The sequence below is a fragment of the Ruegeria sp. HKCCA5839 genome (genome assembly GCF_013035585.1).
Classification (GTDB): domain Bacteria; phylum Pseudomonadota; class Alphaproteobacteria; order Rhodobacterales; family Rhodobacteraceae; genus Ruegeria.
Map to the genome: position 1 here is coordinate 1 of NZ_WQIE01000009.1, position 14,046 is coordinate 14,046.

Genomic DNA, 14,046 nt, shown 5'->3' on the forward strand with positions numbered 1-14,046 from the left:
ACCACCGCGTTTTAGGCGTCGGGAACAACGTTAGCCAATTTCGGGTGTGCGGACATTTCGGACCTTGGTTTGAGCGCTGCTTACCGTCGCTTCCGGCCCAAGGCTAACCCTGGGCTTCACCAATGCGAATGTCCAGTTCCATTCACTCTGAGTGGCTCGGTTTGACCAGGTCTTTCACCTTCAGACTGGGCGGGTTTCGTCCAGATAGGACGCACAGAGCATACCCGCGCGTGCACTAAACCGCGCGTTTCTCTCCTTTGCTCCGGCTTCACCCATGCGCGGAACGATCCAGCCCACGTAAGTGACCGCCCGCAGGGCAAGGAACAAATCCAGTAGCATGTCATCTAGCGACCGAACCTCGCGATACCCTTCCAGCAGCGCGGCTTTCAGCGTGGGGTAGTCCGGTTCATCCATGTTGCGCAGAAGCGCGGTGGCAATGTCGAAGAGGCGAAAGCCGAACCCACCGTCGTCAAAATCGAGAAGTTTGATTTTCCCCCCATCGACAAGCACGTTCTCCCGCAGCGGATCAGCATGGATCAGACCGTAATCGAGCTCATCGGCGCACCGCTCCAGAGCCTGCCGCGCGCGATCCCGGAACCGCCCCAGCAAGGCGCGTGTTTCGGGATCAAGGGTCGGATTCTCCCAGAAACGCCCCCAGACCGGGTTATCCCCCAATAACCCGTCCGCATCCCAGGAGCAGCGGGCAAAGCCCGGCGGGTACTTCCAAGCATCACAAGCTTCGTGCAATTGTGCCAGAACCCGCCCCAGCCGCCGAAACACCAACGGGGCATCGTCAAGCTCAAGCGACCCTTGGCCTTCGCCAAGGGGCGTTCCATGCATCCAGCCGATTAGGTCGGCATAACGTCCCTCTACTTGTTCCAACAGCTTCCCGGAAAGCGACTGGCGGGGCTGCGGCACGTGCAACCCGGCCCGGTCCATCGCGTCCAGCCATTGCAGTTCTGATAGGAGTTCGTCCTCGCTGCGATAGCCAGGACGTTTGAGGCGCAAGGCAAAATCGCCCTCGTCAGTGCACACCCGGTAGACACGGTTTTCACGGCCGGCCACGAAATTGTAAGGCGCGGTATCAATGCCCCAAAGGCACAGCGCTTTCTCGACTGGGTCCATCACGGGGCGACCGGAATTTCGACCATAACAGAGTCGAGCGTTTCGATGAGCATGTCGAGATGCTCTTCGCCAAAGGGCATCGGAGGCCGTATCTTCAGCGTGTTCTTATGCCGCCCCAGCTTTGACAGCAGAATGCCCCGGCTCCGCATCGTGTTGACCACACGGTCAGCATAGTCACTGGCGGGTGTCTTGGCGCCCCGGTCAAGCACAAACTCTACGCCAAAGACCATGCCGCTTTGGCGGACATCACCAATGACCTCGTATTTTTCAGCCAATTCAGTCAGGCGCTCATGTGCCATTGTGCCGATCCTGGCGGCATTGGCCTGCAGGTCCCCGTCGCGCAGTTCCTGCAGCACGGCCATGGCTGCGGCGCAGGAAACCGGGTTGCCTCCGAACGTGTTGAAGTAACGAAACGAATGGCGAAACCGCGCCATGATCTCCGGCGTGGTGACCAGACCGGCGACGGGATGACCATTGCCCATGGGTTTGCCCATCGTCACTACGTCCGGGATCACGCCCTGTTTCTGATGCGCCCAGAAGTGGTTTCCCGATCGACCAAAGCCCGATTGCACCTCATCACAGATCAAAAGCCCACCAGCCTTGCGCGCCGCCTCAGCCGCGGGTTTCAACCAGCCTTCAGCTTGGGTTGGGAAGCCTTCGTTCAAGAAAAGCGGGCAGACGATCAACGCCGCAAACCCAATGCCCGATACTTCAAGCGCGTTGATCTGTTCCTGCACATGCGCGGCAAAGCGTTGCCCATCAGGATCGTCGATCCGATAGCTGTCGGGCGCCTCCACGTGGCGCAGATATCGGTCCAGTCCAAACCCCACTTCAGGGATGTTGCTTCTGGACAGGTGGCTGACCAATGCGGTGTTTCCATGATAGGTCGCGTCCGTTGCGATGATCCCGCGCTTGCCTGTCATCGCCTCGGCCATGCGCAATGCGATGTCATTGGCCTCTGAACCCGAGCAGGTCAGTATTGAGGTATGAAGATCGCCGGCGAACGTGTCAACAAGTGCCTCGGTATAGTCGAGGATGCCTTCGTGCAGATATCGCGTATGGGTGTTCAATGTGCCAGCCTGGTTGCGGATCGCTTCGACCACGCGCGGGTTGCAATGGCCCACATGCGGCACGTTGTTGTAGCAGTCCAGATACCGCCTGCCACTCGCGTCCCACAACCAGACACCTTCCCCTCGGACGATATGTACCGGATCGTCGTAGAAGGTCGAAACATTCGGTCCAAGCAATGCGCGCCTGCGTTCGACAATCTCCGACACCGCTAATCTCCTTTCACGTCACCGCAAAGCCGCGGGATGTTGACTTTCTTGACTGGTTCTTTATTATAACCAGTGGTTTTTAATTTAAACCACCCAATTTTCCGCGTCAATGACCCAAGGTTGAGGGTTGAACTGGAACCTCGTCGGAATGGAAAAGCGCGATGTCGTCCACGGTTGCCAAAGCTTTGTCTCTTCTGGAGTTTTTCTCCGAGGAAGAACCTGAACTGGGCCTTTCCGAACTGACCCGGCGCGCGGGTATCAACAAAGCTTCGGTCTATCGCCTGTTGACCAGCCTGACCGATGCCGGGCTCCTGGAGCAAAAGGAAGGAACGCGCGCATATTCGCTGGGAGCGGGCATTCTGCGGCTGGCGCAGATCCGCGAAGCGACCGCACCCATTGCCTCGATCGTGCGCCCGGCACTCGAACAACTGGTGCAGAAGGTCGGCGAAACCGCGCACGCGTCGATCATTTCGGGGCCGGCGCTTGCGACAATCGGCATTTGCGAAAGCACGCGCAGCACTAGGGTATCACTGATCGCGGGCGAAATCTTGCCTTTGCACAGCACTGCATCAGGCGTCGCGGTGCTGGCATTCGGATCCCAGGCCCTGCGCGACCGAACACTGTCGGCGCCGATGAAATCCCAGACGATCTACACCATGACCGATCCGGAAGAAGTCCTCGAGAACATCGCAATTGTGCAACAGCGGGGTTATGCGACATCCAAAGAGGAAAACGAAGAGGACGTCTACGGCATAGCGGTTCCCTTCTTCGACCAGAGCGGATTGGCTCAGGGCGCCCTCGCCGTGGCAACACCGTGCCACAGGATGACGGACGGACTCCGCCAACAGATCGTGACCTCACTAAGGCATGAGGCCGAGGCCGTGTCCCGCGCAATCGGCGGACAACCCTCGCAAATGTTTTCACGGGCGATTGAACAAACAATCGAGAGAATGGGTCCAAAATTCTAGGTGCACAACAATTGGCTTCTTTCAACGGGCGCAGATCGTCTCCCCGAGTGAATGGGCAGCACACACGCAGAGCTGACTTGGCTACGGGCAGCTGCGAAAGGTCGATATTCGCCAATCGCGTTGGGCGCTGAAAACTTCATCAACTGAAAGAATGGGTTCGAAGCGGTCATTCGCCTGAATACCACGAGCGACCGCTCTGCGGATAGATCAGCCTTTAAGTTATTCAGGCCCCCTGTTTCACGCGCATTCAAGATGGTCAACCAAACGTCCGCCGCAAATGCTGTATCCTAGTAGACAATACCTATTGCGGATCTTGGAGAGCTTTTCAGATTTAGGCCATGGGCGTGAACTGCCTATCATATAAGATCGCCTAAGGACATTCAGCTCGACGAAATTCATTTCGCGTCTACCGGAAGAACAACCTAGGCTTGGAGTTACCGTTTCATGGAGCACAACTTGGAAAGACGCCTTGCTGCGATTGTGGCGATGGACATGGTCGGTTTTTCCCGTCTTGTGGGTTTAGATGAAGAAGGAACAATTGCGCGGCAACAACGCCTAAATTCCGAAATATTCGAACCAATTATTGCTGGAAATAGTGGTCGCGTTTTTAAGAGTAGTGGGGACGGTCTATTTGTCGAATTTCCCTCGGCGGTTAACGCCGCACGTGCTTGTGTAGCGATTCAACAATCAGTATCGGAAGCCGAGAAGTCTATAGATCCCTCTAAGCGCATTGCTTATCGGATAGGCTTGCATGTTGGTGACGTAATCGTCGACGGCGACGATTTGTATGGTGACGGAGTCAATATCGCTGCTCGGCTCGAAGCTTTGGCGGAACCTTCAACGATTGTTACTTCAGCAGACGCACATCGCCAGTTTGATGGTAGGTTTGAAGCAGATTTTGTATCAGCAGGATCCCGAACCCTAAAAAACATATCAGAACCTGTTCACATCCTCCAATGGCCACCTGACGCCATGATTGCTGCGACGACGGTTTCCAAGCCGACTGTAGCAGTGCTCCCTTTTGAAAACCGATCCTCTAATCCTGAAAACGAATTCATTGCCGATGGCATGGCGGAAGACATCATTACCGACTTAAGCCGTATGCCTTGGTTCAATGTGATTTCGCGAAATTCCACACTGGCTCATAAGGACAACGGACTGGATTTGACGGCAGCGATCAGAGAATTGGGTATAGTCTATGTGCTGAAAGGCTCTGTTCGAAAGTCTGGAGACCGAATTCGGGTCACTACTCAATTAGTTGACTTGGCGACTGAAACACAGGTTTGGGCAATCCGTTACGACCGAGTATTCACTGACATCTTTGATATTCAGGACGAAATATCGAACGCGATAGTGTCAGCGGTCGGGCCAGGATTTTTGAGTGCCGAAGCTAGGCGCGCCCGGGCTAAAGATCCGACGCAGTTGGACGCTTGGGAATGTGTAATGAGAGGGCGACCTCTCGTCATGCGTTTGGGGCAGACGGAAACAGCAGAAGCTCGATGCTATTTTGAACGGGCTGTCGAACTTTCCGGTGGCGCATTTGGTAACGCTGACCTGGCTCTAGCGCATTTTCTACAAGCATTTTACAGTTGGGCGGAACCCGGCGAGAATTCAGCCGCGGCTATGGTCGCAGCGGCAGATGCAGCAGTTCGAGCCGACAATCAAGATCCAATTATTTTGGCAATCAAAGGATGGTCTTTGATGTTCGTCGGCCGCTGGGACGAGGCAGTTGACCTCTTTGATCGCGCCATTACACTAGCGCCCTCGTTTTCGACTGTATTGGGCTTTTGTGGAAGCGGATACTGCATTAGCGGCGCATACCAAAAAGGTTTGGATCTGGTTAAACGAGCAGAGACTTTAAGTCCTCAGGACGTTTTTACACCGCTTTGGCTGATGGGCGTCTACTTTGCCCATTTTTGCTTAGAGGACTACGAAAGTGCAGAGAAGACGGTACGTCGTGCACTGGCATTGGCACCCGAAAACCCAACCTACAGAAGGCAGTTGGTGGCGACGCTCCATCTTTCGGGTCGCATTGAGGAGAGAGACAAGGCGTTAGACGCCTACCTGGCAGTTGCGCCGGACGTCAGAGCAAGTGATGCAAGACGAATCCCCGGTCGAGACCGCGAACAGGTAGAGCGCTTTGTTCAAGTCTTGATTGCCGCCGGCGTTCCCGACTGAATTCTTATGGAGGAATTTGCTAGTTGACCAATGTCCACCTTGGGCTCGGTGCGGTTACGATAACGCATAAAATGGCAGAAGAATGGACGCATAAACTGCATAAAGACTGCATAAACTCCAGCCTAAATGGCACGGAGTAAGCAATGCTGACATCGCAGATAACACTGCAAGTGCTTGATTTTAAGTAATATTTTTTGGTACCGCCTCCCTGGCTTGAACAGGGGACCTCTGGATCCACAATCCAGCGCTCTAACCAACTGAGCTAAGGCGGCACTTGTGGAGGGCGATGTAGCGAAGGCGTGCGGGGAATGCAAGGGGATTAAAGCTGAATCCTCCAGCTTTGTTCGACCAGATCGACACCGAAGGAATGGACTGGTTTGCTGTCCAAAAGCTGCCAACCAAAGGAGCGATAGAGCGCGCAGGCGGCGCGGTGGCTTTCGTGGGTCCACAGAACCATTTCGCGGTAACCTGCGGTGCGCGCGAAATCCATACAGGTGCGCAGCAGACGTTTCCCGGCGCCCTGCCCGCGCGCTTCGGGCACCAACAGAAACAGGCGCAGCTTGGCAGTCAGGTCATCCTGCGAGACACAAAAGATGCTGCCTAGTCGTGTTCCGCCCCGCTCCGCGATCCAGCCCTGTTCGCGTTTGGAGTCGTGATCGGCGATGAAATCGTCCAGAATACGCGCGACCAACTGCCCGAAACTGTCGTCAAACCCTTCGTCGCGGGCATAAAGCGTGGCGTGGCGTTCCACCAGCCAAGGCGCATCATCGGCGCGAAACGGTCTGAGCTGAACATCCGACATGCGGTCTTTGTCGGCATCCTTCGCTTGATTCTCAACCCTCTGCGCGATAGCACACAATCTCAGTCCCCGGAGGCACCCATGGGTATCAACACCGAACGCGATATCGAAGCGAACCTGCAAATCGGCCCGACCGATCAAGGTATGGTGCGCCTGTTCATTGAAGGCGCCGGCATCGAGATTCCGATGGATTTCGACCCAGAAGAAGCCGAAGAGATCGCCGAGGAGATCCGCGCAGCCGCCCAAGCCGCGCGTGCGGTCAAAGGTTAAATTCGCGGGTCGCGCAAGGTTTGCAGGCGGCGGGCTGCGTCGACAGCGAACTTCTGGATCATCTTCTTGCGCCGCGCTGGCGCCAGTTTGGTCTCCGGCCCGGTCCGAATGATCTCGGCATCATAGGCATCGGCGATGATCAGGCCGGTCTCATCCGGTAATAGTTCAACCGGGAACTCGGTATCGACCGCCCAGAAGAATCGGTCGCACCATTCCAGATAGCCCTGCCATTTCGCATCCGACTGATAATCGGCGCGGCTGGATTTGCACTCGACCACCCAAAGCTCGCCTTTTGGGCCCAACCCCATGACATCCACGCGCAGCCCGCGCGCAGGCACAAATTCCTCAACAGATACAAAGCCATGCGTCAGCAAGTGGCGCGAAACGCCGCGGGCCAGTTTTTGTCCGGGTTGCAGATCCAGGGTCATGTGGTGAATGTGAACAATTCGTGAACAAAAATCAAGCCGCACATCAGGGTTGACATGATACCATTTGGTATTGCATTAATACGATACCAAATGGTATCACAACGGAGTTACCATGACCTCACAAACCCAAAACGCGTTTCGCGCTCTGGCCGATCCGACCCGACGGGACATCGTTCATATACTGGCCCGACAGGACATGACGATCGCTCAGTTGACGGATCAATTCGACATGACCCGCGCTGCGGTGAAGAAGCACCTGACCGTGTTGTCGGATGGCGGCCTGATCACAGTCGAAACCCGGGGGCGCGAACGTATCAATCGACTGGAACCCATGGGTATGGCCCCTGTTCTGGACTGGTTCAGCTATTTTGACCAGTTCTGGGACGATCGCCTGGCCAATCTGAAAGAAGCTATTGAAAGGAAAGCAAAATGACCGAGACTGTATTGAAAAAGACTATCTTTCTGCGCGCCGATCCGGACACGGTTTGGGATTATCTGACCGAACCTGATCGGCTGGCCGAGTGGTTCCACAAGCCAGAGCGCCCTTTGGCCGCTGGTCAAAAGCTGGAGATGTTTGGAACCACCAGCGGCGATCTGCTGATCTGGGGCACGGTGACAGCCGCGCGCAAGCCCGAATATCTGGAATACACTTTTACCGTCAAACCGATGGGCGATGCGGTGAGCGTGGTCAAATGGACGCTCGATCCTGTTCCGGGTGGCACCCGTCTGGCCTTGCGACATGAAGGGCTGCCTCAGACCGCCGAAGGTTTTGGACTGATCCTGGCACTGGACAATGGCTGGGACGAACATTTTGGCAAGATGCGCACGGCCTTGCACGAACCTGTTGATGCCTGACCCCTTGTACCTGCCCGCCATTCGCCCTAGTTAGGCCTGTGGCGGGTTCTGCCCTTCTTGTGACTGGTAGCATTCTGGTGGCCTTAAGCAATTCCGAGGGGGCTGGCTCTGTTCAGGTCCTGGCCTGATTACCTGGCGCCCACCTGTACATACAGGTCCTCGGGAATCACACCGCACGGTTGACTGGTGGTCCCGCCACATACGCATCCTAGACTTCGGGGTCTGAAAGATTGTGGTTCACAAAACTTTCGTCCGAAAGCGCAAAATCATAGATCTTACGACCATTCCATTGCGGCATGTATTCGTCAAAGAACCTGTTCTTCTGATCAGGACAAGACGGCACAAGCAAATCCGGCTTATCTAGCCCAACCCCGAAATTCAGCACTCGAGCGGATTTATATCGTGTGGCCGCACGCGAAACCGCATGGTGCAAAAGCACATGCTCAATGTGACCGTACTCTCCAACGCTGTTATGGGTTATGACAGTCGACGGGGCGAATTGCTGCATCATGGCAAAGACCGATCCCTCCAAAAGATTAAACAAGGGGTGACGGTTTAGCGGACGCACGATCTTAGGATGCGTCTGCTCGGGCCCTGTCGGCATCTGAATTAATCGCCTCAGCCTGCGATGATCAGGCTCTACGGCAAATGGGAACTGGACTCTCCGAAAACCAAGTGAGTCACAGACGCGCTGCATTGCCGCCTCACGCGTACTTGTGTCTTTGCGGTTTGGAGCGGGTCGAAAGAAACTGACGATGGTCACATCCGCCCGATCTTTCAAATGCGCCAAGGTGGAGCCGCAGAACAACGTCTCATCATCCTGATGGCAAACGCAAAGAAGAATCCTGTCATCCTTGAGGCTGGCAAGACTAACCTTGCCCGCTGCCACGTCTGGCCCGGTTTCCAATACGTCAAAATTGGCGTTTGCGAAATTCTGAAACCTAGACGAGCTAACCCGCGCGCGCGCCCTTCTGCGATCAACTGATTGGAACTCTCCTTCACCTTCCCGTTTTTGTTATCCCCTTGGAACAAGTAGCATCGACCAGCCAATCCCGGCCAAGCTGTCTCGAGCTCGGAGACTCTGCTGTTCTTCGCGGCGTCCAAATGCAGCAATTCAATTGAACCAAAGGGGCGTTCTGCCACCGCCAGACGAAGACCATCAATCGCATCCATCAGATAAAGCTTTACGCGCGTCGGAAACCTGGTCTCAAACCACTTGAAAACAATAGGAACATAGATGTTCACGGGTGGCCACGACGCCCGTAGCCGCTGACCAAGGTCAATCCCTATGAACTTCAGCGATGGATTGGAATGAAGGGCCAACAATGCAGCGTGGCCTCCGGCCACACCCACTTCTGCAAAACACGAGCTGCTCTGAGCCATTTGAAAAAGCGCACGCCTTTTCGGCTCCATCCCAGGCGACATAGCCGTCAAGTGGAAGTCTTCCTGCATATGGCCGTAGCACACGTTACCGTTTATCGCCACTGGCTCACCAGCCTTTGACAACCCTTCGGCAATTGCGTGGTTTAAGGATTCAAGATCATCGCGAAAACTCGGGGACGCAATAACCTCTTCATATGTGAGAGTGTTCAAAAGCTCGGCTCTTTTGCTGCCTTTTCTTGTCGCTGACAGGCATGAAAGGACAACGCAGCGTCATGTTCAAGCCGTTTGAACCAAAAATACGCTCCGTAGGTCACACCCGCGGCAGGATGAGCCTTCCGACGCGGCTCTTAGGTTTTTTCAACCCGGATTGTTGCGGGTTTCAAGCCGGCGACGACCGGCGTACCACGACGCGGACCTTGCGGTTTCTCAGCCATGCTCATGATCTTGTACCCGAACTGAACACCCGCGAAGACGATACCATTCATGAACCAGATCATCGCCAAGGCAACGAGGCCAATATCCGAGCCCAAGATGAGCGTGCGCAGGTTGGCCACGTTCAAGACCAGCAGAACACCGACAAAGACTGCCGAGATGACAAAGCCCATTGCCACTTGGGTGATATACAGACGGATCAGTTTTGGCATGACGAACCCCTTTGCGCTGTGACATTCAGGTTAGCGCATATTTGGGCCGCGTAAAGGTGTCAGAATGCCTCGGGCTGGGCTTCGCGCGCCATGTGATCCAACACGGCGTTGACGAATTTCGTCTCTTTGCCTTCCGGGAAAAAGGCGCGCGCGACGTCGACGAATTCAGTGATCACAACTTTGGGCGGTGTATCGCTTTGGGTCAGCTCTGCACCGGCTGCACGGAACACCGCGCGCAGGGTTGGGTCGATGCGGCCAATCGGCCATTTCGCTACCAGAGCGCGGTCGGTCATCTGGTCAATGGGCGCCTGATAGTTCACCGCATCGTCAACCAGCTTGCGGAATAGGCTGGTGTCACCCTCGAGCATTTCATCGCCTTCATAGACAGCGCCAAACCGGTGATCCAGAAACTCGGCCACAACCGCTTCGGTCGTCTGACCCGACTGCTCCATCTGGAACAGCGCCTGCACGGCATAAAGCCGGGCGGCGGATTTCATCAGTCGTTTTTTGTTGGCCGGTTCGGGCGCGTCTGTCTGGGTCATGCTGTCGTGGATCCGTTGCTGTCGCCCGCCACAAAGATGGACTCGGACGGCGGCTTGAAGCCCACGCCCTTTTTGGAAGAGCCCCACTTACGGCTGAGAGCGATCAGATGCAAGGCCGCAGCTGCCGCGCCGCCACCTTTATTCATCTTTTCGGGGTTCGCGCGCACTTCGGCCTGCTCGTCATTCTCGACAGTCAGAATTCCGTTGCCGATGCACAGACCTTGCAGCCCCATCAACTGGATGGCGCGGCTGGAATCGTTGCAGACCGTCTCATAGTGCGTTGTTTCGCCCCGGATTACACAGCCCAGTGCGACATAACCGTCAAAATCGCATTGGCGGTCGGCCATCGCGATGGCCGTGGGAATTTCCAGCGCTCCGGGCACCTCGACCACCTCGCAGGTACCACCAGCCGCCTCGATCTCGGCCTTGGCCCCGGCGATCAGATTGTCAGCGATGGCGCGATAGAACGGAGCCGCCACGATCAGCAGCTTCACGGGTTTGTCGAATGTCGGCGTTGGCAGAACGCCGTGTTTGTCTTGTTCAGCCACGATCAGTCATCCTTGAGAATTGAGCGGGTGCCGACGATGGACAAACCAAATGCGTCGAGCCCCAGGTATTTCGTTTCCGGTGAGTCTGTCAGCAACACCAGTTCCTGAATACCCATTTTGGACAGGATCTGCGCCCCCAGACCCGTTCGCTTGATGGTGCGCGGGCCTTCGTCCTCGGCCGCATAGAGCGAGTTGCGCGGCTGACGGAACAGGCACACAACGCCCCGACCCTCTGCGGCAATCTTCTCCATCGCGCGCGGCAACTCGCGTGAGGATTTAGGACCAAGCCCCAATATGTCCGGCGCTTCATGCAAGGCATGGGTACGGGTCAAGACCGGCTCGGGCGTGGTGATGTCGCCTTTGATCATGACCACATGTTCGATCCCATGGATCTGATCAGTAAAGAGCCGCATCTCCCATTCGCCACCATATTCCGATGTCACCATCTGGCGCGAGGTTTCGACCACCAAATTGTCATTGCGCGCGCGATAGCTGATCAGGTCGCTGATGGTTCCGATCTTCATATCGTGGGTTTTGGCGAATTCCACCAGATCCGGCAGGCGCGCCATCGTACCGTCGGGGTTCATGATCTCGCAGATCACACCAGCGGGATTCAACCCCGCCAGACGCGAGATATCCACGGCAGCTTCGGTGTGGCCTGCCCGCACCAGCACCCCACCCCGCTTGGCGCGTAAGGGGAAGACATGACCAGGTGTCGCGATATGCGCCATGGTGTTTTGCTCATTTATCGCGGTCGCCACGGTCAGCGCCCGGTCAGCGGCGGAAATCCCGGTGCTGACACCTTCTCGCGCCTCGATCGACACGGTAAAGGCCGTCTCGTGCCGCGAGGAATTGTTGACCGCCATCATCGGCAGGCCCAAGGAATCGATCCGCTCGGCGGTCATCGGCAGGCAGATCAATCCGCGCCCATGGGTGGCCATGAAATTGATCGCAGCCGCATCGGCAAATTCTGCCGGAATGACCAGATCGCCCTCATTCTCGCGGTCCTCGTGATCGACCAGAATATACATCCGGCCGTTGCGCGCCTCATCAATGATGTCCTCGATTGGACTGATCGCGTCGCGCAATTGGGCCTCGACCGGACCGGGGGTTTCAAAGCTCATGGGGCAGCCTTTCACAAGAGCATTTCTGCAACGCGGGATAGACCACGCGCAAGGCAAAGACCAGAGCGTATGCGCCCTGCAATTGTTGCCATTTACCCGACGTTTGGCGGATCTCCCCCGGGTTTGTCCTCAAATTGCCCAAAACAAGCCCTTTGATCGCCCGATAGCTGGCAGAGTTCTGTATGCAGTACTTCCAACGTCAGGCAAGACCTTCCGCACCATGTTCAAGACCGTTGACGTGCCCGCCTCCAGTGTCGCTTTTGGAACCGCCTTTTGGCGCAATCGATTGCTGTTGTCGCTTGTCGGATTACAACTGGTTTGCGCGGTCGCAGTCAGCATTTATGCTGGAAGGTCTTTCTGGGATGCCTCGACATCACTCATGCTGGGGCTTTCGTTCAAGCTTTTTCTCTTTATGTTCGCCAATTTCGTGCTTTGGCGTTTTGGCGTGGCCGTTTTTTCGATCCGCCCTGCCAAACCGATAAAATGGCTGCTACACGATCTGTGGTCTAAACTGACCGACCCCCAAAAGGCTCCTGATGCAGTGCTCTGTTTTGGCAGCATCGTTGCTTTGATTGCGTCGTACACGTTCCTTAAGAATGAAATTCATGCGGTGAACCCGTCTCTCTGGGACGCCGAGTTTGCGAGATGGGATAGATGGCTGCACGGCGGCTTTGATCCCTGGGTATTGCTGTGGCCCATCTTTGGGTCACCTTACGTGACCACCGCGCTGAATGTCGCTTATCACATGTGGTTTCCCATGCTTTATATTGCGGTTTGCGTGGCTTGCCTGGATCGAAGAGACCCAAATCGTTGCACCGTGTTTCTTGTGGCTTTCGTGTTGTGCTGGTTCGTCGGTGGCAACCTTTTAGCCACGGTTTTCGCCTCGGTCGGCCCGGTCTATTTCGAAGCCTTTGGTCTGGGGCTCGAGTTTGCGCCGCAGATGGAAATGCTGCGCCAATCAAATGAAATAAGCCCGGTCTGGTCGCTGAGCGTGCAAAACATGTTGCTGGAGGGTTATCACAATGCTGGTCCCGCGCGGGGTATTTCCGCAATGCCCAGTATGCATGTCGCCTCAAGCGTGCTTTTGGCCTTCTATGGATTCAGCTATGCACGTTGGGCCGGTTGGGCGCTGACAGGCTTCGCCTTCACTATCCTGTTGGGGTCAGTGCATCTTGGTTGGCACTATGCGATTGACGGCTATGCCTCGGGACTGCTGATGGTCTTCTTTTGGTGGCTGGCCAAAAAGCTGACCGCGCGGTTTGGACCAAACGCCTGAGGTTTAGACCGTTTCCGCCAAACGCGCCACATAGCGGGCGAGCGTGTCGATCTCGAGGTTCACACGGTCGCCAACAGCGACATCGCCCCAGGTTGTGACCTCTTTGGTGTGCGGAATGAAGTTGATGCCGAAATCGCACCCATCCACATCATTGACCGTCAGCGATGTCCCGTTCAGCGCGACCGAGCCTTTGGGCGCGATGAACCGCGCCAAGTCTTTGGGCGCGCGCAATGTCACGCGCGTGCTGTCGCCCTCATCTTTTACGGCAATCACCTCTGCCACACCGTCCACATGGCCCGACACGATATGCCCGCCCAATTCGTCCCCGACTTTGAGCGCGCGTTCAAGGTTGACCCGCTTCCCGAGGCTCCATGTGTCCAGGTTGGTCTTTGACACGGTCTCGGCACTGATCTGGACATCATACCAGTCAGGGCCTAGCGCGATGACGGTCAGGCACACGCCATCACTGGCAATCGAAGCTCCGATATCGATCCCGTTGGTGTCATAGCCAGTGCGAATGCGGGCGCGAAGATCACCTTGCTGGTCCAACTCGGCAATGGTGCCGATATCAGTAACGATCCCAGTGAACATTCCTTAACCCTCTTTCGCTTAGGCTGACTGGCACCGAG

General features: G+C 56.0%; 17 protein-coding genes and 1 tRNA gene. 6 read left to right on the forward strand and 12 right to left on the reverse strand.

Annotated elements, in window-relative coordinates; genetic code table 11:
• Nucleotides 1-180: 180 nt before the first annotated feature.
• The gene (locus GOV38_RS19095) at nt 181-1,125 is read right to left on the reverse strand and encodes a phosphotransferase enzyme family protein (RefSeq protein WP_174838926.1); all 945 of its coding nucleotides are present in this window, start codon (nt 1,123-1,125) and stop codon (nt 181-183) included.
• On the reverse strand, nt 1,125-2,402 hold the full coding sequence (locus tag GOV38_RS19100; protein WP_371808545.1) for an aspartate aminotransferase family protein: 1,278 nt from the start codon (nt 2,400-2,402) through the stop codon (nt 1,125-1,127). The genes GOV38_RS19095 and GOV38_RS19100 overlap by 1 nt, the downstream gene beginning before the upstream one ends.
• 161 nt (nt 2,403-2,563) lie before the next feature.
• On the opposite strand from GOV38_RS19100, the gene GOV38_RS19105 reads away from it, so the two are divergent.
• Nucleotides 2,564-3,370 (forward strand): IclR family transcriptional regulator, encoded by an 807-nt coding sequence (locus GOV38_RS19105; RefSeq protein WP_171210129.1) that lies wholly within the window; start codon nt 2,564-2,566, stop codon nt 3,368-3,370.
• Between the two features lie 456 nt (nt 3,371-3,826).
• Complete coding sequence (locus tag GOV38_RS19110; RefSeq protein WP_171210130.1) at nt 3,827-5,548, forward strand: adenylate/guanylate cyclase domain-containing protein; 1,722 nt, start codon at nt 3,827-3,829, stop codon at nt 5,546-5,548.
• A 195-nt stretch (nt 5,549-5,743) separates the two neighbouring features.
• Here the strand turns inward: GOV38_RS19110 and GOV38_RS19115 are convergent.
• Both GOV38_RS19115 and GOV38_RS19120 read right to left on the reverse strand, forming a co-directional pair.
• Nucleotides 5,744-5,820: transfer RNA gene (locus GOV38_RS19115), tRNA-His, on the reverse strand.
• Between the two features lie 47 nt (nt 5,821-5,867).
• Nucleotides 5,868-6,350, reverse strand: a complete 483-nt coding sequence (locus GOV38_RS19120) for a GNAT family N-acetyltransferase (protein WP_171210131.1) — start codon at nt 6,348-6,350, stop codon at nt 5,868-5,870.
• A gap of 78 nt (nt 6,351-6,428) precedes the next feature.
• On the opposite strand from GOV38_RS19120, the gene GOV38_RS19125 reads away from it, so the two are divergent.
• Nucleotides 6,429-6,617, forward strand: a complete 189-nt coding sequence (locus tag GOV38_RS19125) for a DUF6324 family protein (RefSeq protein ID WP_171099902.1) — start codon at nt 6,429-6,431, stop codon at nt 6,615-6,617.
• Here GOV38_RS19125 and GOV38_RS19130 read toward each other — a convergent pair.
• Complete coding sequence (locus tag GOV38_RS19130) at nt 6,614-7,045, reverse strand: MmcB family DNA repair protein (RefSeq protein WP_171099904.1); 432 nt, start codon at nt 7,043-7,045, stop codon at nt 6,614-6,616. The two genes, GOV38_RS19125 and GOV38_RS19130, sit on opposite strands and share 4 nt — an antisense overlap.
• A 112-nt stretch (nt 7,046-7,157) precedes the next feature.
• Here GOV38_RS19130 and GOV38_RS19135 point away from each other — a divergent pair, with 112 nt between their 5' ends.
• Both GOV38_RS19135 and GOV38_RS19140 read left to right on the forward strand, forming a co-directional pair.
• Nucleotides 7,158-7,478 carry a helix-turn-helix transcriptional regulator gene (locus tag GOV38_RS19135; protein ID WP_171130212.1) on the forward strand — a complete coding sequence of 107 codons (321 nt, stop codon included), beginning with the start codon at nt 7,158-7,160 and terminating at the stop codon, nt 7,476-7,478.
• The gene (locus GOV38_RS19140) at nt 7,475-7,900 is read left to right on the forward strand and encodes an SRPBCC domain-containing protein (protein ID WP_171210132.1); all 426 of its coding nucleotides are present in this window, start codon (nt 7,475-7,477) and stop codon (nt 7,898-7,900) included. The genes GOV38_RS19135 and GOV38_RS19140 overlap by 4 nt, the downstream gene beginning before the upstream one ends.
• A 208-nt stretch (nt 7,901-8,108) precedes the next feature.
• Here GOV38_RS19140 and GOV38_RS19145 read toward each other — a convergent pair whose 3' ends face one another.
• The 6 genes from GOV38_RS19145 to ribB all read right to left on the reverse strand — a co-directional run bounded on the left by GOV38_RS19145 (nt 8,109) and on the right by ribB (nt 12,141).
• Nucleotides 8,109-8,789 (reverse strand): PIG-L deacetylase family protein, encoded by a 681-nt coding sequence (locus tag GOV38_RS19145; protein WP_371808546.1) that lies wholly within the window; start codon nt 8,787-8,789, stop codon nt 8,109-8,111.
• A complete protein-coding gene (locus GOV38_RS19150) occupies nt 8,678-9,493 on the reverse strand; it encodes a hypothetical protein (RefSeq protein ID WP_171210134.1) in 816 nt (271 codons plus the stop codon). Before GOV38_RS19150 ends, GOV38_RS19145 begins: the two co-directional genes overlap by 112 nt.
• A 137-nt stretch (nt 9,494-9,630) precedes the next feature.
• A complete protein-coding gene (locus tag GOV38_RS19155) occupies nt 9,631-9,927 on the reverse strand; it encodes a hypothetical protein (RefSeq protein WP_171210135.1) in 297 nt (98 codons plus the stop codon).
• Between the two features lie 59 nt (nt 9,928-9,986).
• Nucleotides 9,987-10,469, reverse strand: coding sequence for a transcription antitermination factor NusB (nusB, locus tag GOV38_RS19160; RefSeq protein WP_171210136.1), 483 nt, complete (start codon nt 10,467-10,469; stop codon nt 9,987-9,989).
• The gene (locus GOV38_RS19165) at nt 10,466-11,017 is read right to left on the reverse strand and encodes a 6,7-dimethyl-8-ribityllumazine synthase (protein WP_171210137.1); all 552 of its coding nucleotides are present in this window, start codon (nt 11,015-11,017) and stop codon (nt 10,466-10,468) included. The genes nusB and GOV38_RS19165 overlap by 4 nt, the downstream gene beginning before the upstream one ends.
• A gap of 2 nt (nt 11,018-11,019) precedes the next feature.
• Nucleotides 11,020-12,141 (reverse strand): 3,4-dihydroxy-2-butanone-4-phosphate synthase, encoded by a 1,122-nt coding sequence (gene ribB / locus GOV38_RS19170; RefSeq protein WP_171213030.1) that lies wholly within the window; start codon nt 12,139-12,141, stop codon nt 11,020-11,022.
• 220 nt (nt 12,142-12,361) lie between these two features.
• Here ribB and GOV38_RS19175 point away from each other — a divergent pair, with 220 nt between their 5' ends.
• Nucleotides 12,362-13,417: a phosphatase PAP2 family protein gene (locus GOV38_RS19175; RefSeq protein WP_171210139.1), complete on the forward strand. Its 1,056-nt coding sequence runs from the start codon at nt 12,362-12,364 to the stop codon at nt 13,415-13,417.
• A 3-nt stretch (nt 13,418-13,420) separates the two neighbouring features.
• Here the strand turns inward: GOV38_RS19175 and GOV38_RS19180 are convergent, their stop codons facing one another.
• On the reverse strand, nt 13,421-14,008 hold the full coding sequence (locus GOV38_RS19180) for a riboflavin synthase (protein WP_171210140.1): 588 nt from the start codon (nt 14,006-14,008) through the stop codon (nt 13,421-13,423).
• Nucleotides 14,009-14,046: the final 38 nt, after the last annotated feature.